The following is a 25,091-nucleotide window of genomic DNA, read 5'->3' as shown; positions in this document are numbered from 1 at the left end:
TTATATAAAAGCCATTCTTTTTAAGAATGGTTTTTTTATGCTTCAAAAAAAATCATTAATTTTGCCCAACTTTCAATAAAATTATGCAATATAAAAGAATCCTTTTAAAATTAAGTGGTGAAGCTTTGATGGGTGAACGCCAATATGGGATAGATCCTAAAAGACTTAAAGAATACGCACAAGAAATAAAACAGGTTGTTGAAAAAGATATAGAGGTTGCAATTGTTATTGGTGGCGGAAATATTTTTAGGGCGTTGCTGGTGCTAGTAATGGTATGGACAGAGTTCAGGGTGATCATATGGGAATGCTTGCTACTTGTATAAACGGTTTAGCGTTGCAAAGTGCTTTAGAAGATGAGGGTGTTCAAACTAGATTACAAACAGCAATCGAAATTAAAGAAATAGCTGAGCCTTACATTAAAAGAAGAGCTAATAGACATCTAGAAAAAGGACGTGTTGTAATATTTGGAGGTGGTACTGGAAATCCGTATTTTACAACAGATACAGCTGCTGTATTGAGAGCTATTGAAATTAATGCTGATGCAATACTAAAAGGTACTCGAGTAGATGGGATTTATAACTCCGATCCTGAAAAAAATAAAGATGCCATAAAATTTAATAATATTACCTTTAAAGATGTTATTGAGAAAGGCCTAAAGGTTATGGATATGACTGCTTTTACATTAAGTGAAGAAAACAAGCTTCCAATTATAGTTTTTGACATGAACACTAACGGAAACTTATTGAAGCTTATATCTGGAGAAAATATTGGAACAATAGTTGATAATCAATAAAATATAATAATCACCTCTAAATTAATAAAGAGGCATTAAAATACATACAAAATGAACGAAGAAATTGATTTTATTATAGATTCAGCCAAAGAAGGTATGAACAAAGCAATTGATCATTTAGTAAAAGAACTAAGAACAATTAGAGCAGGAAAAGCTTCTCCTGCTATGTTAGCAAATGTTCAAGTAGATTATTATGGTTCAGCTACACCTTTGGGTCAAGTAGCTAATGTTAATACACCTGATGCTCGTACCATTTCAATTCAACCATGGGAAAAAAACATGTTACAAGAAATTGAAAAAGCAATTATGAATGCTAACCTTGGTTTTAATCCAATGAATAATGGTGAAAACATTATTATTAATGTTCCTGCCTTAACAGAAGAACGTAGAAAAGATTTAGCAAAACAAGCTAAAGCTGAAGCAGAACATGCAAAAGTTGGAATTCGTAATGCTCGTAAAGAAGCAAATAACGACATAAAAAAAACTGATATTTCTGATGATATGAAAAAGATAGCTGAAGGAAATATTCAAGATTTGACTGATCAATTTACCAAAGACATTGATGATAAATTTACAGTAAAAGAAAAAGAAATTATGACTGTATAATTTCTTTTAAATAAGCTTTTTAAAGAGTGTTTTTTAAGACACTCTTTTTTTTATTTTTATTACACCCATTTAACTACCTTTGCTAAAATTTTTTTTGAATGACTTTTTGGACCAAGATCGCAGGTTTTATATTACGTAATCGTTACTTTGTTTTACTTTTTATTGCTGTTATTACTGGGCTTTTAGTCACTCAAATGAAATATATGCGCTTCTCTTACACTGAAGCTAATCTTCTACCTAGTGATCACGAAGCTAATCTTAAGTACAATAAATTTTTAGAAATTTTTGGAGAAGAGGGTAATCTTATTATTCTTGGTATAAAAGACAGTACCATTTTTTCTCCAGAAAAATTTAATGCTTGGAATAAACTAACGAAATCTTTTGAGGAAATTTCACAAGTAGATTTCTCTGTTTCAATTTCTGATGTTAAACAATTAAAAGCAGACAGGAAAAACAGAAAGTTCGTAGTAGAACCTTTATTTAGTAAACCTCCATCTACTAAAGAAGAAATTGACAAAATAAAAATACAACTTTTCGAAAAACTACCATTTTACGAAAATTTATTATATAATGATAAAGGTGTTTTACAAACTGCTATTTATTTAAATAAAGATATAATAAATACTCCTGCAAGAGCAGATTTCATTACCGAAATACTTATTCCTAAAATAGAAAAATTTGAAGAATTACAAAAAATTGATGTCCGCATTTCTGGAATGCCATATATACGAACCTTAAACTCTTTAAATATTACTAAAGAAATGGGGATTTTTGTATTAGGAGCATTACTTATTACGGCCCTTATATTCTTTTTCTTTTTTCGTTCATTTAGAGCAACATTTATCACATTACTTGTAGTTGGAATTGGTGTTGTATGGGCTTTTGGTTTTATTGGTTGGTTTAGATATGAAATAACAGTTCTTTCTGCTCTTATTCCGCCTTTAATTATCGTAATTGGAGTTCCAAACGCAGTTTTCCTTATTAATAAATACCAACAAGAAGTAAAAAAACATGGAAATCAAGCTAAATCATTACAACGAGTAATATCAAAAATTGGTAATGCTACTTTAATGACAAACATTACTACTGCATCTGGTTTTGCTACATTTGTTTTTGTAAAAAGTCAGCTACTTCGTGAATTTGGTATTTTAGCTTCTGTTAACATTATAAGTATTTTTATTCTTGCACTATTAATTATACCTGTTATTTATAGCTTTATGCCACTTCCTGAGAAGAAACATTTAACTCATTTGGAAAGAAGATGGATAGAAGATGTTGTAAACTGGATGGAACATACTGTAAAAACTCAACGTATTACTATATACATTACAACTGTTGTTGTTATAATACTAAGTATGATCGGTTTATACCAAATACGAGTTTCAGGTAGTTTAATTGAAGACATGCCCAAAAGCAAACAATTTTATAAAGATATTAAGTTTTTTGAAAGTGAATTTGGTGGTATAATGCCTTTGGAAATTTTAGTAGACACTAAAAGAGAAAAAGGAGTAATGAAGCTTTCAACTTTAAAAAAGATTGAAAAGCTTAATGAAACAATAGAAACGTTTCCTGAGTTATCTAAACCTATTTCAATTACCAACCTTGTTAAATACTCGAAACAGGCTTATTATAAAGGAAATCCGAAATTTTACCAATTACCCACATCACAAGAAAAAAGCTATATTTTTTCTTACACAAAAAATTCAAGTAGTAATTCAGGAATGTTAAAAAACTTTGTTGATTCAACAGGTAGGTATGCTAGAATCACAACCTTTATGAAAGATATTGGTACCGATAAAATGGATATCATTCAAGATAGACTACATGCGGTTATCAAAAAACAATTTCCTGAAGAAAAATTCAATGTTTCTATGACAGGAAAAGCACTTGTATTTCTTAAAGGAACAAATTATTTAATCAAAAATTTAGTTATTTCATTATCATTAGCCATAGTTTTAATTTCAATTTTTATGGCTTGGATGTTTAGATCTCCACAAATGATATTAATTTCACTTATCCCAAACATGCTTCCCTTACTAATAACCGCAGGATTAATGGGGTTCTTTAATATTCCTATAAAACCTTCAACTATTTTAGTATTTAGTATTGCTTTTGGTATTTCCGTTGATGATACCATTCACTTTTTAGCAAAATATCGACAAGAACTCCTAGCAAATAACTGGAGAATAAAGCCTGCTGTATACTCAGCATTACGTGAAACAGGAGTAAGTATGTTTTATACTTCTATTGTATTATTTTTCGGTTTTTTAGTATTTACTATTTCAAGTTTTGGTGGTACTATAGCTTTAGGAGGCTTAGTTTCAGTAACTCTATTATTAGCAATGGTTTCAAACTTAGTACTGTTACCTTCTTTATTAATTTCATTTGAGAAGAAAATTGCAAACAAAAAAGTACTAAAAGAAACTAATTTTAAAATTTTACCTCCAAAAGAAGAGGATAAATAAACTGTTTTTAAGCACTCTATTTCTTATATTCAAAATATCATTGCTCATCTTATTGCAAAAAAGTATATTTGCTTGTTTTTATACAAGAATTTAAGAAATAATGAACAGAAGTAGCGTAAAAGAACTATTACAGTCGGATAAGTTTTTACATGAAGTACATGTAAAAGGATGGGTTAGAACCTTTAGAAGCAATCGTTTTATTGCTTTAAATGATGGTTCTACTATAAATAATATTCAATGTGTAGTAGATTTTGAAAATACTAATGAGGCTTTATTAAAAAGAATTACTACAAGTGCTGCCGTTAGTATAACTGGTACTCTTGTTGAAAGCCAGGGTAAAGGACAAAAGGTTGAAATTAATGTAACTAATTTAGAAATTCTTGGAGATTCTAATCCTGATGAATACCCTATTCAACCTAAAAAGCATAGTTTAGAGTTTTTACGTGAAAATGCACATTTACGTGTTAGAACGAATACGTTTAGCGCTGTTATGAGAGTTCGTTCTAAGCTATCTTTTGCGGTACATAAATATTTCCAAGACAACGGATTTAATTATGTTAATACCCCGATCATTACAGGGTCAGATGCTGAAGGTGCTGGAGAAATGTTTAAAGTAACAAATTTCGAAGCAAATAAAGCTCCTTTAAATGAAGAAGGGCAAATAGATTATAAACAAGATTTTTTTGGTAAAGAAACTAACTTAACTGTATCTGGTCAGTTAGAAGCAGAAACTTACGCCATGGCTTTAGGTAAAGTATATACTTTTGGACCTACATTTAGAGCTGAAAACTCAAATACTACACGTCATTTAGCTGAATTTTGGATGATTGAACCTGAAGTTGCTTTTATGGATTTAGATGGTAATATGGATTTATCTGAAGATTTCATTAAATCGGTTTTAGGGTATGTTCTAGAACACTGTGAAGATGATTTAGCATTTTTAGATCAACGACTAACTCAGGAAGAAAAAAGTAAGCCACAAGCTCAACGAAGCGATATGAGTTTACTAGAAAAATTAAGATTTGTTGTTGATAATAATTTCAAAAGAGTAAGCTATACAGAAGCTATTGATATTTTGCGTAACTCTAAACCTAATAAGAAAAAGAAATTCCAATTCCCAATAAATGAATGGGGTGCCGATTTACAATCTGAACATGAGCGTTTTTTAGTTGAAAAACACTTTAAATGTCCAGTGATTTTATTTGATTATCCTGCTGACATTAAAGCTTTTTATATGCGCTTAAATGAAGATGGAAAAACTGTTAGAGCTATGGATGTTCTTTTCCCTGGTATTGGAGAAATAGTTGGTGGAGCTCAGCGTGAAGAACGTTTAGATGTACTAAAAGAAAAAATGGCTGCATTAAATATTGATGAAAAAGAATTATGGTGGTATTTAGATACTCGTAAATTTGGTACTGCTATTCACTCTGGATTTGGTTTAGGTTTTGAGCGTTTAGTTTTATTCACTACCGGAATGAGTAATATTAGAGATGTAATTCCTTTTCCAAGGACGCCACAGAACGCAGAATTTTAAAAAAATCATAAAACTTATATAAAACAATCGTCATTCCTCAAAGAATGGCGATTTTATTTTGCCTGAATTCATATATTTGTATTTATGCTAAAACAAAGTTTACATCACAAATTACTTCAAAAACTATCTCCTCAGCAAATTCAACTGATGAAACTAATCCAATTACCTACTCAGGCATTTGAAGAACGTTTAAAACAAGAGATAGAAGAAAACCCTGCGTTAGATACGGGCAAAGAAGAGGTTGAAAATTTTGAAGACACACTTGCCAATGATACTGATTATGATGATACTGGTAATGAAAAAATAGATGCTCAAGATATAAACATAGATGAGTATTTAAGTGATGATGAATACCCTAGTTACAAAACTCAAGCAAATAATTACTCATCAGACGATGAAGACAAACAAGTTCCTTATGCAGCAGGAACAACATTTCACCAATCTTTGAAAAATCAACTCAATACATTTAGAATTGATGAAGAGGAAAAAGCTATTGCTGAGTTTTTAGTTGGTAGTATAGATGATAGTGGTTATATAAGAAGAGAAATTATAGATTTGGTTGATGATTTAGCATTTACCCAAAACGTTTTTACTACTGAAGAAAAAGTAAACCACGTATTAATTAATGTTGTTCAAAAATTAGATCCTATTGGTGTTGGTGCTTTAAACTTAAAAGATTGTTTAGTTATCCAATTAAAGTCAAAAACAGAGAAAGAAAATAGAGATTTAGCTATTAAAATACTTGAAGATGCTTTTGATCACTTTGTTAAAAAGCATTATAAAAAACTTCTTGAAAAGTTTGATATTACTGAAGAAAAACTAAAAGATGTTATTACTGAAATTGGTAAATTAAATCCTAAACCTGGTAGTTCGTATGCTGGTAATAATAAAATTGCTGAGCAAATTGTTCCTGATTTCACAATTAGAATTGTTGAAGGTATTTTGGAACTTACACTAAACTCTCGTAATGCTCCTGAACTACATGTATCTCGTGAGTACAATAACATGTTAAAAGGATATAGTGATTCTAAAGAAAAAAGTAAGGAACAAAAAGATGCAGTAATGTTTATCAAACAAAAACTTGATGCTGCAAAATGGTTTATTGATGCAATTAAACAACGTCAACAAACACTTTTAATAACTATGAGTTCTATTATGCATTATCAGGAAGAATATTTTTTAACTGGTGATGAAAGGAAATTGAAACCTATGATTTTAAAAGATATTGCTGATGAAATTAACATGGATGTTTCAACGGTATCAAGGGTAGCAAATAGTAAATATGTTACAACTCCTTACGGAACAAAATTAATTAAGGAGTTCTTTTCCGAATCTATGAAAAATGATCAAGGAGAAGATGTTTCAACTCGTGAAATAAAGAAAATTTTGGAGACTGTTATTGCTGAAGAAGAAAAAAGAAAGCCTCTTACTGATGAGAAACTATCTAAACTTCTTAAAGAAAAAGGATATCCGATAGCAAGAAGAACAGTTGCTAAATATAGAGAACAATTAGACATTCCTGTTGCTCGTTTACGAAAAGAAATTTAATGCGCTGGCACAAATTTATATCAACAATTTTACATCCAATAGTAATGCCTACTATTGGAATTCTATTGTATTTTATTTTTTCTCCAATTAATTTGAGCAGCCAGCAACAGTTAACTATACTCAGCATTGTTTTTATTTCAACTTATATTGTTCCGCTACTATTATTAGTGTTTCTAAAGGCAATAGGATATATAAAATCGTACCAAGTATTTAGTATTAAAGAAAGAAAGGTTCCTTTATTTTTTATGATAGCATTACTTTTCTTTTTAGCCGAATTATTTCAAAAACTAAATATTGTTAAAGATTTAAGTTACCTTTTTTACGGTATAGTATTAGGATTAACCATTACCTATTTTTTATTTTTTACACGTTTGAAATCAAGTTTACACTTACTTTCTATGGGAGGAGCTGTAGGTTATTTTTTAATATTTCAAGAAATACATGGTATTAATATACTACCAATAATTATCATTTTTATTATTCTTTCTGGGCTTTTAGCAACATCAAGACTGTATTTAAAAGCACATACCCCAAAAGAGGTGTATACAGGCTTCTTTTTAGGTTTTACCTCTCAATTTATTGTATACTTTTTATTATAACAGATAAAAACTTAATCCTAATTTAAATATTTTGGTGTTAATAGGTATGTTATTTATCATAGTATCTTTAAAAATAGGAGTTAAACCGTAATACGCATAAAAATTAAATGTACCATACCCAGCAGAAATGGTAAGTCCTGTTTGCCATTTATTAAAGGAATCAATATTACTAAAATTAACAGTAGTACCGTTAGTAACATAACTAAACTTATTATTTAAATTGTATGTTATTTTAACACCTACATAAATTCTCCAAAAAGAATATTTATTAACCTCTGAAGATCGTATCCTAAACTGCAAAGGCATTTCAATATTATGAATTCGTAATTTATTATTAGGAATTGACTCAAGAAAGTCTTTTGAACTAACTTGTGATACTTTAACACCGTGATTAAAAGAATCAAAGCCATAACCTATACCGACACCAAAAGCTAACTTTCCATTAGTAACAATAGGAATATCTTTTATATAACCTCCTGAAATCCCATAAGAAAACTTACTTGAACTTACTTCTTTTGGTTGTTTATACAATACATTATAACTAAGATTAATATACAATTGATCCTCTAAATACTTATCTCCAAAACTTAATGAATCCTTTTGACTATAAAGGTTATTACAAAGTATCAAAAATAGTATTATAAATATTTTTTTCATTTACTTAGAAATTATATGATAATAAAACTCTCATTTAATAAAAATCGTATAAATATAAAGCTATTGTATAAAAAAAGTGCAATCAGAATTGATTGCACTTTTGTATAATTATAAATAATTTACATTATTTTCTTATAGCACTTCCTTTGTGAGTAGATAAACTTAATTTAAGAGCATTAACATCTCTTAACTTTTCACGAATATCAGCTAACGTACCTACGCTAGATTCTTTATCAGCTTTAATTGAAGTTGTCATAAAAGGAACTTCAGCTTCAGAAACTTTACTTCTTTCATTAATTATAAAAGAAGGTACATCAGCAGCTGTAGATATCTTATCATTTAATTGAATTTTATCAAATCCAGTTCCATATTTAGTATCTTTAGCTTTACCAACATAAATAGTACTTACTAAACTCTTACGCTCTAATTTTTTAACCTCTGAAGCACTAGGTAAACGTGGTGCTTCAATCAGCAAGCTAGTTTCTCTCATAGTAGTTGTTACCATGAAAAAGAATAATAACATAAAAACAATATCTGGTAAAGATGCCGTTGACAAAGCTGGTAAGCCTTTTTTCTTTTTTCTAAATTTAGACATAATTCTTGCTTTTAATTACTATTGAACACTTGTTGGATCAGTATCAGAAATAACTTGAGGATAACTATTCTTAATATCCTTAACTTTTTTCCTTAATGATTCATCTTTTCTTGCACTATCTTTAAATGCTTTTTCAAGTTCAGTAAAGCTCATACCATATTTTTCTTGTGATAATCGATTACGTAATTCTGAATAAGCAGCTAACAATTCATTTTGTACAGAAACATAAGTACCATATTCCGTACCTCTATCACTCTCTACAGAAATAATAGCTTTGTTAGGATGATCAGAAGATTCTGGATCTCTTTCCCCTTTACAATATGTACAAGGACCAGTTTTCACACCATTTTCTTCTTTACCTTCTCCTCCACCATTATCTATAAAAGCTATTGTAGCCTTTCTAAGATCTTTTAACTCCATAATCTCTCCTTCTACAAAAAGATCGTTATTACGGTTTATACTAATCTCAAAAATATTTTTCTCCTTAATAATAGGTGGTTTAAAATCTATTGGAGGTTTTTCAGCTAATTTCTTAGAAACACCTGAATCAACATCCATCGTAGTTGTTACAAGGAAAAAGATAAGTAGCAAGAAGGCAATATCTGCCATCGAACCTGCATTAATTTCTGGGTTTTCTCTTCTTGCCATAGTATATTATGCTTTAATTAATCCTTTCAATAAATCCCAAACAAAAAACACTCCACCTACAACTAATAATATGTAGCTGAATATTAATCCTGTTCCTGACCACTTAGAAGTATCACCTTGAGGTGCTAATAATTCATTACTAGTTCCTATAACAGCCGCATCAGAAGAAGAAAAATAAGACACAGCAAATAAAACTCCTAATACTACAAGTCCTAATAATGTCTTTTTTAATGCTTCTGGATTACGTAGCAAACTTAAGATTGATAAAACAACAGAAATTACAACTGCTGCAATTAACAAGGTTAAAGAATAATCTACGATTGTCGATGTTGCAGAGCTCAAACTTTCTGAAGCTTCCTCTGCCATACCTACCATTACAAATAATACGATTCCTATTATTGCAATGATAGCTATTAATATATTTAATACTTTTCCGTTCATAAGAAAAATTATTTTTTGTACTTAGCTAACAAATCGATTAAAGAAATAGAAGCGTCTTCCATGTTGTTTACAATATTATCTACTTTAGAAACAATATAATTGTAAAAAATCTGTAAGATAATTGCTACTACTAATCCAAATACAGTTGTTAAAAGTGCTTGTTTAATACCAACAGCTACTACTGCAGGAGAAATATCATTCGATACAGCAATTGAATCAAATGCAGTAATCATTCCAATTACAGTTCCCATAAATCCTAACATCGGTGCTAAAGCTATAAATAAAGATAACCAAGAAATATTTTTCTCTAATAATCCCATTTGTACTCCACCATATCCAACAACAGCTTTTTCAGCAGCGTCAATACCTTCATCAGCTCTTTCTAAACCTTGATAAAAGATAGAAGCAACTGGCCCTTTAGTATTTCTACATACTTCTTTAGCAGCTTCAACTCCACCTGAACTTAATGCTTCATCAACATTAGCAACTAACTTTTTAGTATTAGTTGTAGCCATGTTTAAATAAATAATTCTTTCAATTGCAATTGCTAAACCTAAAATTAAAGCTACCAATACAATTCCCATAAACCCAGGATCTCCTTCAATAAAACGTTGTTTTAATTCTTGACGAAAACCTTCACTTTTTTTAGCTGCTTCCTGAGCTTGAGTTGATTGAATAGCTCCTAAAAACATAAATCCTGCAATAGTTAGGATATTTACTACTTTCTTCATTTTGTTATAATTAATTTTAAATAGTTAACGAGTTAAAAATACAAATTTTACTGTAATTTTAATATAAAAAAACTAATAAGTGGCATATTTAGTTACACTTATCGTATTTTTTCATTTTTAGAGTGGCAAGTAACAAAAAAATGTTGGTTCTTAAAAAAAAATTAACGGTTTTATATATTAACATTACCACTTTAGTCTTTTCACAAGGTATTCAGGCATTTATAGCAACAAAAAACATACCATTTTTGCTTATTTGTTAATTTCTCCTCTAAGTGGTAACTCAAAATATTCTTTAAATTGGTCTTTTGTTAAGTTTTCACCTAATAAATACATCATTTTTGCTACTGCAGTTTCAGTAGTTATATCCTTCCCGTCAATAACCCCTATTCTCTTTAAATCTGAACTTGTTTCATAATGTCCCAAAATAACACTTCCTCCTTCACACTGAGTTACATTTACAATATAAATTCCATTATTTACAAATTCTTCTAATAAATTCAGGAACCATTTTTGAGTTGGAGCATTACCAGAACCATAGGTTTCTAAAACTATACCTTTTAAACCGTCAATATGCTTATAGCTTTCAACAACTTTTTTAGTTATACCTGGAAATAATTTCAAAATAGCAATGTTATTATCTAACTTTTTTCTAAAAATCAACTTTTCTTCTTTATTCTTAGATCTTAATAAAATTGGATAATTAAAATTTAAGTGCACTCCACTTTCAACTAACGGAGGGTAATTCATAGAAGCAAATGCTTCAAATTGTTCTGCACTAATTTTTGTTGTTCTATTAGCTCTGTATAGTTTATACTCAAAATACAGCCCTACTTCTTGAATTACTGGTTCATTATTTTCTAATGTTGACGCAATTTGTATAGAAGTTATTAAATTCTCTTTAGCATCTGTTCTTAAATCTCCAATTGGCAACTGTGAACCAGTAAAAATCACAGGCTTCTGCAGGTTTTCTAACATAAAACTAATAGCTGAAGATGTATAAGACATAGTATCCGAGCCAGTTAAAACTACAAAACCATCAAATATCGAGTAATTATCTGCTATTATTTCAGCTATACTTACGTAATAATTTACGTTCATATTAGATGAATCTATAGGTTCATCAAACGATATAGTTTTTATATCACAATGTAACTGTTGTAATTCTGGTATCTTATTTGATATTTGACTAAAATCAAATGCTCTTAACGCTCCTGTTTTATAATCTTTAACCATACCAATGGTTCCACCTGTATAAACAATAAGTATTTTTGGTTTTTTTGTCATTTTGACATTTTATTATTAGTTATTATATTATGGAATAATTTATGCGGTAAATTTATTAACTTAAAAAGAATTAAATTACAAAAAACTTAAAATTATGGGTTTAGAATATTATATAATTATTGGAGTTATGGCTCTAGTAAGCTCGTTAATTAGCAATACGTTAAAACAAAAGTTTAAAAAATACTCAAAAGTTAGCTTGCGCAACGGAATGAGTGGTGCTGAAATTGCTCAAAAAATGTTGAATGATCATGGTGTTTTTGATGTTCAAGTTATATCAACTCCAGGAATGTTAACTGATCATTACAACCCTAAAAACAAAACAGTTAATTTAAGTGAAGGTGTATACAATCAACGTAACGCCGCTGCGGCCGCTGTTGCAGCTCACGAAGTAGGACACGCTGTACAACATGCAAAAGCATATAAATGGCTAGAAATGCGTTCAAATTTAGTACCAATGGTAACTGTATCTTCAAGATTCTCTCAATATTTAATCATGGGAGGATTAGTTTTGGGTGCTGCTTCAAGTTTAGGGTATTGGGTTTTAGCTGGTGGAGTTGTATTAATGGGAATGAGTACTTTATTTAGTTTTATTACCCTGCCTGTTGAGTATGATGCAAGTAATAGAGCTTTAGCTTGGTTAAAAGCCAAAAATATAGTCACTAGAGAAGAATTCGCTGGATCAAAAGATGCTTTAAAATGGGCGGCAAGAACTTATCTTGTAGCTGCCTTAGGCTCTTTAGCTATGCTTGCTTATTGGGCAATGAAATTAATGGCTGCTAGTAGAGACTAATAATTAACTTTTAAATTTTGTAAAAAACTTCGGGAATGCCGAAGTTTTTTTGCTTTAAGGCAACTATTTATAAAATTCATGTGTCTTTATTTTCATAGAATATGAATATCTGTTCATCGGAAAAATAACCTAATTCATCAGATTTCTATTTCAATACTTTAATTAACAACGCACTTTTGAAGTGTAAAAATGAAAAAAAGATTAACATGAAACTTTTAACTACTACTCTTTTATTATTCTTTATAATAACAACAACTTTTTCTCAACATAGCATTAGCGGTAAGGTAATTGATCAAAACAACACAACTGTTCCATTTGCTAACGTAATTTTAAAAGAAAAAAAAGGAAACAAAACTCCAAAAGGAACTGTTACTGATGAAAATGGTAACTATAAATTTGAAAACATCTCTTCTAATACTTATCAAATTGAAATTTCTGTTTTAGGTTTCAAAATAGAGAAATCTAAAGAGTTTAAACTTGACAGCAATAAAACTTTAAACTTCACTTTAAAAGAAGAAAGTCAAACATTAAATGAAGTAGTTATTAAATCTAAAAGACCAGTTATAAAACAAACTGCGGAAAAATTAATTGTAGATTTAGAAAAAACTGAAATGGTTAATTCTAGCTTACAGGATGTAATGCGAAAAGTTCCTGGAGTTTTAGTAACTAATAGTGGAATTACCATAGCTGGGAAAAGCGGCGTACGAATTCTTATTAATGGAAAAACAACTGAATACATGGATGTTGACACTTTATTACGTGATTTTCCTGCTGATAATATTTCTAAAGTAGAGGTCGTAGAACAACCCGGTGCCGAATACGATGCTTCTGGGTCAGGAGCTATTATAAATATTATTCTAAAGAAAAACGTTAGTTTAGGAACTCATGGTAGTGTAATGGGATGGATTGGTGAAGATGAAGGTTTTGAATATGGAACTAGAGCCTCGATAGCTAGTTATAAAAACAAACTAAACTGGCAAACTAGTATTAGTCATTCACAACCAACATGGAGAGATGATTTATTTTTAGTAAGAACCGTTGGAAATGAAACTTATGATCAAGCAACCAAAGAACCGTATAACCCTAATAGATTTACAGTTAGCGGTAGCTTAGATTATTATATTAATGATAAAAACTCTATAGGTATTGGTGGGCGATGGAATAACAGAAAATCAGACAGGATTGCCTCAAGTAAAACTATTATATCTAGAACTAATACCACTGATATATTATTTTCAGAAAATAGTTTTGATAGAGATAGAGTTGACTTTAACATCAACCCATATTACGAGTACAAATCAGACACAGACAAACTTTTAATCGATTTTAACTATATTGATTATAAAAACGATAATACAAACACGTTATCAGATGTTCCAGGAAGCACAATTCCTTTTCAAGACCGTAGGTATCTTCAAGATGGTAAATACACTATTAAAACGTATAGAATTGACTATAACAAAACCTTCTCTGATAACTTTAAATTAAGTATCGGTAGTAAATACGCTATGGTAAATACTGATAGTGATTTAAAATCATTTTTAGAAAACAACACTGGAACATTTGACTTTGATCAAACAAATAGTAGCCAATTTTTAGTTAATGAAAATATTTTCGCCATATATTCAAAAATTAATGCCAACTACGGAAAATGGTCTTTTTCTGGTGGCTTACGTTTTGAAGATAGTAACACTGATGGTACTTCAGTTTTTTTAAAAAATGGCCAAATGGTTACAGAATTAAAGAAAAGACCTATAAGTAAATTATTCCCTAGCGCTTCAATTAGTAGAAAAATTACTGAAGAAATAGGAAGTAGTTTATCTTATAGTTATAGAATTAGAAGACCTTCTTATAATAGTTTAAATTCATTCGCTACTTACCTAGACCCCTTTTCAGCTGGTGAAGGAAATCCAGCCTTAAAACCTGCCTTTACTAATAACTACCAATTTAATTTAACTTACAAAGGGCAACCTTTCTTTACAGTTGGTTACAGTAAAACCAATGATGTTATTTTTGATTTAATTAAACAAGATAATAGCAACGCACAGATTAGACAACAAGCAGTAAATGTTGAAAACTTCACCAATTGGAACTTTAGATTATTCGGTCCATTAAACTTTATTAAAGGAGTTGAAGGTTATACTGGTTTTATAGTTAACAAAAATAGCTACAACTCAATAATACATGGAGTAGATTTATCAAAGTGGAATTTGTTTTGGTTTATTCAAGCTAGCTACAAACTACCTTGGGATGTTAACTTTGAAATGAGTGGTAATTACGGAACTGGAGCTTTACAAGGACAAATTGATGTTGATTGGCTTGCTGGTTTAGATTTTTCACTTGGAAAAAAATTTTTAGATGATAAATTAAAAGTTAACCTAGGCTTTAATAAAATGTTAAACCGTGGTTTTAACGGAACAATTGATTACGGAAACGGAACTGCCAAAGTAGAAAGTAATGGTTCACGTCAGAACATTCAACTACGATTAACCTATAGTTTTGGATCTAAATTTGGAAAGAAAAAATCAAAGCGTAACTCTTCTAGAGATGAAGAAAACAGGATTCAAGATAATAATTAATACTTTCGTACAAAATGAACTTTAAACCTTTTTTTATTGCCGGATTACTTTTTGAAGCTATTGGTCAACTATTATTAGCTCAAGGTAATGAATTTGTATATGCCTTAAAACCTATAGACTTCGCTCATTGGTCATTATTCCTTGGGGTTACTTTATTAATACCTCAACTAGGGCAATTTCCTAAAAAAACATATAGTTACCTAGGAATTCCTGTTATTATTATTGGAATAGTTTCTATCATAGGAATGTGTGTATTGGATTTTATTTGGTGGAGCCAACCTACTCAAGAAATACGGAATGAATTCGCAGGGCATATTTCTAAATTCCCATCAATATGGAAACCATTTATAACCACTGGCCCTAACTTTTTAAATATTGGTTTATTACTTTTAGCTTTAAATTATTTAAAACAAAATAAACTAGGTGTAATACTTGTAGTAGTTGCAACTCTAATTGCATTTTTTGGTAGATTTATACCTTCAAGGTTAATCTATGTATATGTAATTACTGCTATTGGATATGCTATAATATTTTACAAAAACAAATCGATTAATGAATACCAAACTCAATAAATCAGATTTTATTCTTCTTAGTATATATTTCATTGTTTCATTTATTATGCAAGCAAGAGATTACTATTTAAGAGAAGCATTACTTCGAGAGTACCTTATTGATTTTCCTATAGAGATTTTCATGATTAGCTCTATTGTTTTCTTATATATTTTTTGGCTAATACCTAAGCTAATGATTAATAAACAATACTTCTTATTCACTTTATTTGGAGTTTTTATTCTTGTTTTTTTTTTCAGGAATAGATTATATTATAGGGTATTGGTCTGGGAATAATGATTGGTCAAAATTCCCTAAGCCTGTCGATTTCTTTTTTAAGATGATAGATCGCGCAACATACTCTACAGCTTTTCCTTTTGCTCTTTTATTAACCAAAAAATTCTACGAAGGGCAAAGTCAAATATTAAAAATAGAAAAACAACAAAAAGAAAATGAGCTAAAGCTATTACGCTCACAAATAGACCCACATTTTCTGTTTAACAACTTAAACACATTAGATTCATTAATAGATTCTGACTCAGAAAAAGCAAAAGAATATATTAATCGCTTATCGTTAATCTATCGATATCTTATCCAAACAAAAGATGCAGAAGTTATGGAATTACGAAGTGAGATTCAATTTGCAGAAAACTATATTTTTTTAATTGAAACTCGCTTTGGTAACGACTATAAGTTTACTATTGAAAAAGAAGGCGATATTACAGATAAATTTATACCAACTGGAGCATTACAAGCACTATTAGAAAATGTAGTAAAGCATAATAAAGCTAGCAATAAAGTTATAAAAACTCAAATTAAAGTAACAAATGACTGGCTTACTGTTAATAACACAAAATCTAACACCTTAAACAAAGAAAGTTTAGGAACTGGATTACAAAATTTACAGACTCGTTATGAGTTGTTATCTGACAAAAAAGTAGATATCAAAAATGCCAATAGTCGTTTTGTAATATCTATTCCAATAATCAAATTGAGTGAAGAAAACTAACAACATGTTGTAAAATGAAAATACTAATTCTAGAAGACGAAATACCTGCATATCAAAAATTAGTAAATTACCTGAATGATACTTTTGAAGAAGAATTTGTTCATGATTTAGCACGTTCTAACTCAGAAGGAAAAAAATTACTAGCTCAAAACAAATATGATTTTATTTTATCCGACATCCAATTATTAGACGGGATCTCCTTTGATTTATTTGATGAAGTAACTATAAATTGCCCTATTATTTTTTGTTCTGCACATGACGAATACTTATTCAAAGCTTTCAACACCAATGGAATTGCTTACATATTAAAACCTTTTTCAAAATCTGATTTTAAAAAAGCAATAGAAAAATATCAAGCTTTATTCAACAATGGAAGTTATAACAAACTTAACACTAACACAATATCAAACCTTAAATCTGCATTAAAAGAAGAGAACACTTCCTATAAAAAACGATTTGTTATTAAAAAAGCTAAAGGAATACAACTTTTAAACGTTACTAATGTAAGTTTAATAGAAGCCTCTGGTGACTTCTGTATAGCTACAGATAATATAGGAAAACGACATACAATATCTCAAAGCTTAGGTTCAATATTTCAACAATTAAACCCTAATAAGTTTTTCAAAATAAATAGAAGTCAAATTATTAGTATTGATTTTATAGAGAATATTGAAAATCATTTTAAAAACAGACTACTAATATCATACACTGGAGGAAAAGAAAAAGCAATGACAAGCTCATCTACAACCTCTGATTTTAGGAAATGGCTTGAGTAATAAAATTAGTGCTCAAACCATTTCTTAAAAATATTTATTCTAAAATAATTTTATTTGAATATTTATGAATGCCATCTGTAATCTTAACAATATAAACACCTTTAGAATAACCTTTAAGACTAAACCCTATTTCATTATTAATTACTGAATTCATTTTACTGTAAACAATTCTTCCTTGCAAATCAAAAACCTGAGTATAAATTTTATTCTTAGACAGTGTTAATAAAGAAGTATTAACATTAAAAATACCATTTGAAGGATTAGGATAAACCGTCATATTTTTCTCTAAACCAACTTCATTAACAGTTAATGATTTATTAGCTTCTAATATTGCTAAAAAACCTTTTGAACCACCTTTACTAGTATAATGAAAACCCTTACTAAAAGTACCGTTTTTAGAAAAATAACCTCCTAGCACTAGTTCTCCAGTATTATTAACAGCTACTCCTGCTGTATTTGTAATTGAAGTTGAAGGAATTGTTTTTACCCATTGTACCTCACCCAATGTGTTATATTTAATAATATAAGAACTACGTCCTTCTTCATAATCAAAAGACAATTCTATTTTATCATTAATAAACATTTTCTTTTTAAAATAACCTGAAGCATATAAGTTACCTTTTTGATCAATATCAATTGATGAGTAATTTAAAAGCAACTCATTACTTCCTATCGTTTTAACCCAATCAAAATTATTATCTTTATTTACTTTTGCATAATATAAATTATACCTTGGTGCTCTTGAATCAAAGTTAGGCGTTATATTATTAAAAGAATATTCTTGAGTATAAACAACAACCCCTCCAATATATTTATTACCCTTGCCGTCACTCACTATAGAAGTAGGCCATGAACCATAATTTTTAGACGAATGAGCATAATTAAATACATTTAAAAAATTAAATTCACTATCTAACTCAAAGAAAACATTATTTCCATTTTTTGCAGTATCAGTATTAGGTTTATTATAAACTGTTCCATCATAAGTTACAGTATCTCCATAAAATTCACCAACTAAATATGTTCTATTATCCTTCCCTTTGGTTCCTTCTAAAATATAAACTGTAGAAGCTTCAAAAGTTACTGCTTTATTAATAGTTAAATCAGCGTTAAACAATGTTGCTTTCGCCTTTTTATTCCCAATTAATTGAGTAACCACAATTTTACCATTATCATGAGATATAACATCAATAAATTGATTTTCGTTAGTTGACGGGTTTATTAATGTATGATTTATTAATACACCTTCAGAAGAAACCTTAGTCAACAATAAAGTTCTGTACTCATTATTTACTGGATTTATTTCTTGATCACCTATCCTTACATCTCCTAAAATATCTCCAGACAAAAACACATTACCATTATTATAGGTAATAAAATTTCCTACACTCGTAGCTCCATTAAAATCTCCAATAATAGGTTTTGACCAAATTATTTGATTATTAAAATCAACTTTAATTAAAGCTAAATCTCCACTTCCAAAAGTATTATTCGTTTTTCTACCATCTTCAACCAATGCATAATAATAATTTCCTTTATCAGAAACCACATCAAGAACATTAGAAGAACTACCATTCTCTCCTACAAAAACCTGCTTCCATTGCTCATCACTATTAATATACTTTGTTATATTTAAATTTAAATTAGTATTAATGTTTGATTTTATTTCTTCACCATTAAGACCATAAATTGACAGTACATTTTCAGTCAAAACATTTGTTTTTACCTCCTCTGCTCCTTCTCCAGAATTTAAAATTAACCTATTTAAACTTGTAAAATCAATAGTTTTATATAAAAAGGTTATTTCATCATTCTCGTTTATCAAATGTTTAATATTATTTATACTCCTATCACTAGTAATTACCTTATTTTGAAGAAACCATCTTAAAGAACTTAAATTTCCATTAGTAGCATTAACAGAAACAATAAAAGGTAATAAATTAGTAGTTCCAGATTGTGAAAAAGTCAAGTTATTAATAGTTTCTTTCCCATTTACTACACCACTCCAAAATAATTGATTATTCTTAACACTAAACTTTCCAATTTTAGAATCTCCTCTATCTGAAGTGTCATATTTTGCCACATATGCCCAATTAGTTTCTAAATCAGTATTTAATGACGCATAAAAAAGAGACGAATATCTTCCTGTAAAAGATAACTGAACATTCCCCAACATAACATCCCTTTTAGTATTTCCTGTAATAAAAATAGAATTATTTAAAAATAGAATATCTGTAATTAACAAATCAACATCATACGTTTTTTTAAGTTCTACTTGAGTTAACTCTTCATTCACAGAGTGTAATTCATTATAAACAGCTATATAAAATACCTTCTCAGTATCATTGAAGGTGAATATTGGTTTTTGATATCCGTCAGTAACTGTTGTTATACTTTCCAAAACCTTTTTTTGCACTAACGTTCCATCTATATCATATTTAGCAAAAAAATAGTTATTAGGTTTCGAACCAGACAGAACCTGATTAGATAATTTGTCTCCATTTTTAAAACTTCCTAAAACATAAATATGAGTACCTTTTAATTTTATTTGAAAAGCGTCTAAATTTCCACTTATCTCACTATCACTTTGAGTAATCCATAATAATTTACCATCAATATTAAATTTTGCTAAATAGATATTCGAATTCTCTCCTTGACTTTCTATAGTTTTAGAATCAATTATAGTTTTTCCATAAAAATTACCCAATACATACAAGTTCCCACTTGCATCTTTTTGCATTTCTATTACTGTCTCTTTTCCATCTCCTCCAAAAGCTAGTACATTTTTCCAATCTGGAGAATCACCATATTCTGATGGAGTAGTTTGGGCTACAGTACTTATTACTACTAATAGCAGTCCAAAAAATAAAAGTAATTTTCTTATCATATTTATTTGTTTTTATAATTAATCATTTTACTATTTCATAAGATTTCTTTAATTCTTATAGCAATTTTTAAAAACAAAAAAAACCAAAAGTAAACATCATTACTTTTGGTTTTTTTAGCAATATTATTTTCTTTTCGGTTGCGAAAATAAAAGATGAAACTCTAAAAAACAATAACTAAATTATTTTTTAATCATTCAGTTTTAAGACAGCCATAAATGCTTCTTGTGGAATTTCTACGTTACCAACTTGACGCATTCTTTTCTTTCCTTTTTTCTGTTTCTCTAATAATTTACGTTTTCTAGAAATATCACCTCCATAACATTTCGCTGTTACATCTTTACGTAAAGCTTTTGTAGTTTCTCTTGCTATAACTTTTGCACCAATGGCAGCTTGAATAGGAATATCAAATTGTTGTCTTGGAATTAATGTTTTTAATTTCTCTACAATTTTCTTACCTATTGTGTAAGCATTATCCGCATGTAATAAAGCAGAAAGTGCATCTACTGGCTGAGCATTCAATAAAATATCTACACGAACCAATTTAGAAGACCTCATTCCTATTGGTGAATAATCAAAAGAAGCGTAACCTTTCGATACTGTTTTTAATCGATCATAAAAATCAAAAACAATTTCAGCTAAAGGCATGTCAAAAGTTAACTCAACTCTTTCTGTTGTTAAATATGTTTGATTAACTATTTCTCCTCTCTTTTCTATACATAAACTCATTACCTGACCTACAAAATCAGATTTTGTAATTATAGTTGCTTTAATAAAAGGCTCCTCTACTCTATCCAATCTTGACGGGTCTGGTAAGTCAGTTGGATTATTCAATAATACAATTTCATCAGGATTTTTCTTTGTATATGCATGGTAAGAAACGTTAGGAACCGTTGTAATAACAGTCATATTGAACTCGCGCTCTAAACGTTCTTGAATTATTTCCATATGTAACATTCCTAAGAACCCACATCTAAAACCAAATCCTAATGCTGCTGAACTTTCTGGTTGAAATACTAACGAAGCATCATTTAGTTGTAATTTCTCCATTGAATTACGTAATTCTTCATAATCTTCAGTATCAACTGGATAAATACCAGCAAAAACCATTGGTTTTACATCCTCAAAACCATCTATAATATCTGTAGTTGGGTTTTCAAAATCTGTAATAGTATCTCCTACTTTAACTTCTTTTGCTGCTTTAATTCCTGTTATTAAATACCCAACGTCTCCAGTATTAACTTCTTTTTTAACAACTTGTTCTAGTTTAAGAGTACCTACTTCATCAGCAGTATACTGTTTTCCTGTAGCTACAAACTTTATTTGCTGGTTTTTTTTGATTGAACCATCAATAACTCTAAAATAAGTTTCAATACCTCTATAAGAATTATAAACACTATCAAAAATCAATGCCTTTAAAGGCGCATCAGGATTTCCTTCAGGTGCAGGAATTTTATCAATTATTGCTGATAAAATATTGTCTACACCAAAACCAGTTTTACCACTTGCATGAATTACATCTTCCGGATCACATCCTAATAAATCAACAATATCATCAGTTACCTCTTCTGGGTTAGCACTTGGTAAATCTACCTTATTAAGTACTGGAATAATTTCTAAATCATTTTCTAATGCTAAATATAAATTAGAAATTGTTTGAGCTTGAATACTTTGAGCAGCATCCACTATTAATAAAGCTCCTTCACATGCTGCAATAGAACGAGACACCTCATATGAGAAATCAACGTGCCCAGGAGTATCAATTAAGTTTAAAACATAAGGCTCTCCATTATGAATATAATCCATTTGAATAGCATGTGATTTAATAGTTATACCACGCTCACGCTCTAAATCCATATTATCTAATAATTGATCTTGCTTTTCACGTTCAGTAACTGCTCCTGTATAATCTAACAATCTATCTGCTAATGTACTTTTTCCGTGATCTATGTGTGCAATGATGCAAAAATTTCTAATGTTTTTCATGTATCTAAATCTATATACTGATGACCGACAAAGATACGCTAATTACATGCTTAAGCAAATAAAAAATTAACAGTTAGTCCCCTATAAAAAGAGCTATTTAAAATATTTTACATTTTGGTAAAAAATTTGCTTATATTTATTCCAAGGAAAATAAAACCTTGAAAAGTAATTATACAACTAAATAATAATTCATTCCATTAAAAAAATATGTTTTCTTTATCTCCTTCACCATTCTTTTTTCCTTTTCATAGGTATATTTTTCCCCCTCAACCACCATATCCATATATAATAGACTGACTTTTAGTTTATTTGTACCAAGACAAGATTTTTGAAAAAAATCAAAAATTATCACGTAACAAAAAAACTAATCATTTAAAATTCAGAATTCATGAAAAATCTCACTGCTTTTATTCTATTTTCTTTACTAACAATATCATTAACTAGCTGTTCTTCTTCAGAAGTACCGATAACTCCGCCTATTACAGAAGAAATTACTTATAGCAAAAATGTAAAAGTTATTATCGACAATAGTTGTGCAACCTCTGGATGTCATTCTGCTTCAAGTCCAGCAGCTGGATTATCTTTAACAAATTACACCCAAGTTAAAAACGCTGCTCAAAATGGTAATTTACACTTTAGAATAGACAATAACACCATGCCTCCTAGTAGTCCACTTGCTACTGACAAAAAAAACGTTATAGACAAATGGAAATCGGACGGATATATTGAATAAAAACAAGAACTCATGAGACTATTAATTATATTATTATTTATTGGACAAACCATTTTCGCCCAAAAATACTTTACTAGAACTGGAATAACCGAATTCAAAGCTTCAGTTGATGCTTTTGAACCAGTTGAAGCAATTAATAATAGTACTTCTGCTATACTTACTAAAAATGGCGATGTAGCTTCCCAACTTTTTGTAAGTGCCTTTAAATTTAAAGTCGCCTTGATGCAAGAGCACTTTAATGAAAACTATATGGATTCAGACACTTACCCAAAAGCTGTTTTCAGGGGTAAAATTGAAAATTTCAAATTTGACAATCTTAATTCTAAAACTACCTATACATTAAAAGGGAAATTAACTATTAGAGGTATCTCAAAAGAAATCTCTTTTCCTATTTCTTTAAACAAAAAAGATGAAAAAATTAAACTGACTGGTAATTTTTCCGTAAGCCCTAAGGATTATAACATTGAAATACCTAGCATTATTAGAAAAAAAATAGCCAGCAAAATAAACATTATCATTAATTATGAGCTTTCAGAAAAAAAGTAAGTGGTTTTTATTAGCCATAAGCATTATTTTTATAGGTGGAATAGTTGTATACAAGCAAGTATATAAACCTCATAAAACTACGGAAGAAATTGAAGCAGTTTATACCGGAAGTTCTGAAATGTTCATTGAAGAGCTCCAAAAAGGTTTTGATAAATGGAACACTAAAACAATTGAATTAGAAGGAACAATAACTTCTGTTGTAAATAATGGTTTCATTCTAGACGACTTTATTTTTTGTCAATTAAGAAAAGATGCTCGCTTAACAAAGAAACAACAAGATAAAATAACAGTAAAAGGAACTGTTATAGGATACGACGAATTACTAAACGAATTAAAACTCAACCAATGTATTATAAAATAAATGATCTAGGAAAAACACTACTATCTTTAACCTTTTTACTTGTTTCGTCTTTTACTTTATACGCACAAGATGATTTATTAGATGAATTGGATAAAGAATCAAATGCAGGAACTCAATTTAACTTACCAGCATTTAAAACATTAAAAATTGGAAACTTACAATCTACTAAAATTGCTGATAAAGGGGATCTTTACTTAATAGTTTCTCATAGATTTGGCCCTTTGAAAAATGGATTTGATAGTTTTTTTGGTTTAGATGATGCTTTTACCAAGATAGAACTTTTATATAGTTTCTGGGACGGTGTTCAATTCAGTATTAGTAGAGAGTCTTTTGAAAAAACTTTAGCTGCTTCTGCTAAAGTTCGAATTGCAAAACAATCTAATAAATTCCCCCTAAATCTAGTAGGGTATGCTACTATAAATAGAAATACAGAAATCAAAAATGCTTCTTTTTCAAATTACACATTGAAAGATGCAGATAGATATAGCTATTCACTACAACTATTAGCTTCTCGCAGATTTTCAAAAGAATTTTCATTCGAATTTGCTCCAACATACATACGTCAGAACTTACAAGTTTTAGATATTGTAAAGCAAGCTAATCATAATCAATTTGCTTTAGGCTTTGGAGGAAGATATAAATTAAGTAAAAGAATAAGCTTAAATGCTGAATATGTTCATAATTTAAACAGACATAAAGATTCGAATTATACGAATCCTTATACTTTCGGTGTTGACATAGAAACTGGTGGTCATGTATTTCAGTTATTATTTACAAACTCACAATCTAGTAATGAACCAGGATTCATAAGCAAAGCTAGTGGTGATTTAGTATTTGGATTTAATATAGTAAGAGTGTTTTAATCACTTATTTATATATTGTTACTTTTAAAAAGTTTCCTTTTCAGGAAACTTTTTTTACATCTTATATTTAAATAAGGTATGGAGAGAGAATATTGTATATTTGCCGCTGTAAA

Annotated in this window: 22 protein-coding genes and 1 pseudogene; 15 read left to right on the top strand and 8 right to left on the bottom strand. The window is 29.3% G+C overall.

Features of this window, described 5'->3' with window-relative positions:
* Positions 1–83: 83 nt before the first annotated feature.
* The 6 genes and pseudogenes from pyrH to BLV71_RS08550 all read left to right on the top strand — a co-directional run bounded on the left by pyrH (position 84) and on the right by BLV71_RS08550 (position 7,545).
* Positions 84–793 (top strand): annotated as a pseudogene (gene pyrH / locus BLV71_RS08575) (UMP kinase).
* Positions 794–844: 51 nt separating this feature from the next.
* The gene (gene frr / locus BLV71_RS08570) at positions 845–1,399 is read left to right on the top strand and encodes a ribosome recycling factor (RefSeq protein WP_093870147.1); all 555 of its coding nucleotides are present in this window, start codon (positions 845–847) and stop codon (positions 1,397–1,399) included.
* 98 nt (positions 1,400–1,497) lie between these two features.
* Positions 1,498–3,864 carry an efflux RND transporter permease subunit gene (locus BLV71_RS08565; protein ID WP_093870146.1) on the top strand — a complete coding sequence of 789 codons (2,367 nt, stop codon included), beginning with the start codon at positions 1,498–1,500 and terminating at the stop codon, positions 3,862–3,864.
* A gap of 100 nt (positions 3,865–3,964) precedes the next feature.
* A complete protein-coding gene (gene asnS / locus BLV71_RS08560) occupies positions 3,965–5,398 on the top strand; it encodes an asparagine--tRNA ligase (protein ID WP_093870145.1) in 1,434 nt (477 codons plus the stop codon).
* 84 nt (positions 5,399–5,482) lie between these two features.
* Complete coding sequence (gene rpoN, locus BLV71_RS08555; protein ID WP_093870144.1) at positions 5,483–6,946, top strand: RNA polymerase factor sigma-54; 1,464 nt, start codon at positions 5,483–5,485, stop codon at positions 6,944–6,946.
* Complete coding sequence (locus tag BLV71_RS08550) at positions 6,946–7,545, top strand: hypothetical protein (protein ID WP_093870143.1); 600 nt, start codon at positions 6,946–6,948, stop codon at positions 7,543–7,545. Before rpoN ends, BLV71_RS08550 begins: the two co-directional genes overlap by 1 nt.
* Here BLV71_RS08550 and BLV71_RS08545 read toward each other — a convergent pair.
* The 6 genes from BLV71_RS08545 to BLV71_RS08520 all read right to left on the bottom strand — a co-directional run bounded on the left by BLV71_RS08545 (position 7,540) and on the right by BLV71_RS08520 (position 11,901).
* The gene (locus BLV71_RS08545) at positions 7,540–8,202 is read right to left on the bottom strand and encodes a porin family protein (protein WP_093870142.1); all 663 of its coding nucleotides are present in this window, start codon (positions 8,200–8,202) and stop codon (positions 7,540–7,542) included. The genes BLV71_RS08550 and BLV71_RS08545 overlap by 6 nt on opposite strands.
* A 124-nt stretch (positions 8,203–8,326) precedes the next feature.
* Entirely contained in the window at positions 8,327–8,797 is a 471-nt protein-coding gene (locus tag BLV71_RS08540) for an ExbD/TolR family protein (protein WP_093870141.1), read from the bottom strand.
* An 18-nt stretch (positions 8,798–8,815) separates the two neighbouring features.
* Positions 8,816–9,445, bottom strand: a complete 630-nt coding sequence (locus BLV71_RS08535; RefSeq protein WP_093870140.1) for an ExbD/TolR family protein — start codon at positions 9,443–9,445, stop codon at positions 8,816–8,818.
* Positions 9,446–9,451: 6 nt separating this feature from the next.
* A complete protein-coding gene (locus tag BLV71_RS08530; RefSeq protein WP_093870139.1) occupies positions 9,452–9,886 on the bottom strand; it encodes a hypothetical protein in 435 nt (144 codons plus the stop codon).
* A gap of 8 nt (positions 9,887–9,894) precedes the next feature.
* Positions 9,895–10,617, bottom strand: coding sequence for a MotA/TolQ/ExbB proton channel family protein (locus BLV71_RS08525; protein WP_093870138.1), 723 nt, complete (start codon positions 10,615–10,617; stop codon positions 9,895–9,897).
* Positions 10,618–10,866: 249 nt separating this feature from the next.
* Positions 10,867–11,901, bottom strand: a complete 1,035-nt coding sequence (locus BLV71_RS08520) for an asparaginase (protein WP_093870137.1) — start codon at positions 11,899–11,901, stop codon at positions 10,867–10,869.
* 94 nt (positions 11,902–11,995) lie between these two features.
* Here BLV71_RS08520 and BLV71_RS08515 point away from each other — a divergent pair, with 94 nt between their 5' ends.
* The 5 genes from BLV71_RS08515 (at position 11,996) to BLV71_RS08495 (ending at position 17,604) form a co-directional block, all read left to right on the top strand.
* Complete coding sequence (locus BLV71_RS08515) at positions 11,996–12,691, top strand: zinc metallopeptidase (protein WP_093870136.1); 696 nt, start codon at positions 11,996–11,998, stop codon at positions 12,689–12,691.
* Positions 12,692–12,897: 206 nt separating this feature from the next.
* Positions 12,898–15,270 (top strand): TonB-dependent receptor, encoded by a 2,373-nt coding sequence (locus BLV71_RS08510; RefSeq protein WP_093870135.1) that lies wholly within the window; start codon positions 12,898–12,900, stop codon positions 15,268–15,270.
* 14 nt (positions 15,271–15,284) lie between these two features.
* Positions 15,285–15,842: a hypothetical protein gene (locus BLV71_RS08505; RefSeq protein ID WP_093870134.1), complete on the top strand. Its 558-nt coding sequence runs from the start codon at positions 15,285–15,287 to the stop codon at positions 15,840–15,842.
* A gap of 206 nt (positions 15,843–16,048) precedes the next feature.
* Entirely contained in the window at positions 16,049–16,828 is a 780-nt protein-coding gene (locus tag BLV71_RS08500) for a sensor histidine kinase (protein WP_255405140.1), read from the top strand.
* A 14-nt stretch (positions 16,829–16,842) separates the two neighbouring features.
* Positions 16,843–17,604 (top strand): LytR/AlgR family response regulator transcription factor, encoded by a 762-nt coding sequence (locus BLV71_RS08495; protein WP_093870133.1) that lies wholly within the window; start codon positions 16,843–16,845, stop codon positions 17,602–17,604.
* Between the two features lie 34 nt (positions 17,605–17,638).
* Here the strand turns inward: BLV71_RS08495 and BLV71_RS08490 are convergent, their stop codons facing one another.
* Positions 17,639–20,491, bottom strand: a complete 2,853-nt coding sequence (locus BLV71_RS08490) for a T9SS type A sorting domain-containing protein (RefSeq protein WP_093870132.1) — start codon at positions 20,489–20,491, stop codon at positions 17,639–17,641.
* Positions 20,492–20,678: 187 nt separating this feature from the next.
* Positions 20,679–22,475 carry a translation elongation factor 4 gene (gene lepA / locus BLV71_RS08485; RefSeq protein WP_093870131.1) on the bottom strand — a complete coding sequence of 599 codons (1,797 nt, stop codon included), beginning with the start codon at positions 22,473–22,475 and terminating at the stop codon, positions 20,679–20,681.
* 388 nt (positions 22,476–22,863) lie between these two features.
* Between lepA and BLV71_RS08475 the strand changes: the two genes are divergently transcribed.
* The 4 genes from BLV71_RS08475 to BLV71_RS08460 are packed head-to-tail and all read left to right on the top strand — an operon-like array spanning position 22,864 to position 24,978.
* The gene (locus BLV71_RS08475) at positions 22,864–23,208 is read left to right on the top strand and encodes a hypothetical protein (protein ID WP_093870129.1); all 345 of its coding nucleotides are present in this window, start codon (positions 22,864–22,866) and stop codon (positions 23,206–23,208) included.
* A 12-nt stretch (positions 23,209–23,220) separates the two neighbouring features.
* Positions 23,221–23,754 (top strand): YceI family protein, encoded by a 534-nt coding sequence (locus BLV71_RS08470; protein ID WP_176974379.1) that lies wholly within the window; start codon positions 23,221–23,223, stop codon positions 23,752–23,754.
* Positions 23,732–24,115, top strand: a complete 384-nt coding sequence (locus BLV71_RS08465; protein WP_093870128.1) for a hypothetical protein — start codon at positions 23,732–23,734, stop codon at positions 24,113–24,115. Before BLV71_RS08470 ends, BLV71_RS08465 begins: the two co-directional genes overlap by 23 nt.
* Positions 24,100–24,978, top strand: a complete 879-nt coding sequence (locus BLV71_RS08460) for a DUF5777 family beta-barrel protein (protein WP_093870127.1) — start codon at positions 24,100–24,102, stop codon at positions 24,976–24,978. The genes BLV71_RS08465 and BLV71_RS08460 overlap by 16 nt, the downstream gene beginning before the upstream one ends.
* Positions 24,979–25,091 lie beyond the last annotated feature (113 nt).

The sequence above is a fragment of the Tenacibaculum sp. MAR_2010_89 genome (genome assembly GCF_900105985.1).
Lineage (GTDB): Bacteria > Bacteroidota > Bacteroidia > Flavobacteriales > Flavobacteriaceae > Polaribacter > Polaribacter halocynthiae.
This window is presented reverse-complemented; position numbering and strand designations above follow the sequence as displayed.

Excerpts from the sequence above, each read along its gene's own strand:
- frr (WP_093870147.1), top strand. The coding sequence starts at position 845 with ATGAACGAAGAAATTGATTTTATTATAGATTCAGCCAAAGAAGGTATG.
- BLV71_RS08490 (WP_093870132.1), bottom strand. The coding sequence starts at position 20,491 with ATGATAAGAAAATTACTTTTATTTTTTGGACTGCTATTAGTAGTAATA.
- BLV71_RS08540 (WP_093870141.1), bottom strand. The coding sequence starts at position 8,797 with ATGTCTAAATTTAGAAAAAAGAAAAAAGGCTTACCAGCTTTGTCAACG.
- BLV71_RS08515 (WP_093870136.1), top strand. The coding sequence starts at position 11,996 with ATGGGTTTAGAATATTATATAATTATTGGAGTTATGGCTCTAGTAAGC.
- BLV71_RS08535 (WP_093870140.1), bottom strand. The coding sequence starts at position 9,445 with ATGGCAAGAAGAGAAAACCCAGAAATTAATGCAGGTTCGATGGCAGAT.
- BLV71_RS08475 (WP_093870129.1), top strand. The coding sequence starts at position 22,864 with ATGAAAAATCTCACTGCTTTTATTCTATTTTCTTTACTAACAATATCA.
- BLV71_RS08510 (WP_093870135.1), top strand. The coding sequence starts at position 12,898 with ATGAAACTTTTAACTACTACTCTTTTATTATTCTTTATAATAACAACA.
- BLV71_RS08525 (WP_093870138.1), bottom strand. The coding sequence starts at position 10,617 with ATGAAGAAAGTAGTAAATATCCTAACTATTGCAGGATTTATGTTTTTA.
- BLV71_RS08565 (WP_093870146.1), top strand. The coding sequence starts at position 1,498 with ATGACTTTTTGGACCAAGATCGCAGGTTTTATATTACGTAATCGTTAC.
- rpoN (WP_093870144.1), top strand. The coding sequence starts at position 5,483 with ATGCTAAAACAAAGTTTACATCACAAATTACTTCAAAAACTATCTCCT.
- asnS (WP_093870145.1), top strand. The coding sequence starts at position 3,965 with ATGAACAGAAGTAGCGTAAAAGAACTATTACAGTCGGATAAGTTTTTA.
- BLV71_RS08470 (WP_176974379.1), top strand. The coding sequence starts at position 23,221 with ATGAGACTATTAATTATATTATTATTTATTGGACAAACCATTTTCGCC.
- lepA (WP_093870131.1), bottom strand. The coding sequence starts at position 22,475 with ATGAAAAACATTAGAAATTTTTGCATCATTGCACACATAGATCACGGA.
- BLV71_RS08550 (WP_093870143.1), top strand. The coding sequence starts at position 6,946 with ATGCGCTGGCACAAATTTATATCAACAATTTTACATCCAATAGTAATG.
- BLV71_RS08530 (WP_093870139.1), bottom strand. The coding sequence starts at position 9,886 with ATGAACGGAAAAGTATTAAATATATTAATAGCTATCATTGCAATAATA.
- BLV71_RS08520 (WP_093870137.1), bottom strand. The coding sequence starts at position 11,901 with ATGACAAAAAAACCAAAAATACTTATTGTTTATACAGGTGGAACCATT.
- BLV71_RS08505 (WP_093870134.1), top strand. The coding sequence starts at position 15,285 with ATGAACTTTAAACCTTTTTTTATTGCCGGATTACTTTTTGAAGCTATT.
- BLV71_RS08545 (WP_093870142.1), bottom strand. The coding sequence starts at position 8,202 with ATGAAAAAAATATTTATAATACTATTTTTGATACTTTGTAATAACCTT.
- BLV71_RS08495 (WP_093870133.1), top strand. The coding sequence starts at position 16,843 with ATGAAAATACTAATTCTAGAAGACGAAATACCTGCATATCAAAAATTA.
- BLV71_RS08460 (WP_093870127.1), top strand. The coding sequence starts at position 24,100 with ATGTATTATAAAATAAATGATCTAGGAAAAACACTACTATCTTTAACC.
- BLV71_RS08465 (WP_093870128.1), top strand. The coding sequence starts at position 23,732 with ATGAGCTTTCAGAAAAAAAGTAAGTGGTTTTTATTAGCCATAAGCATT.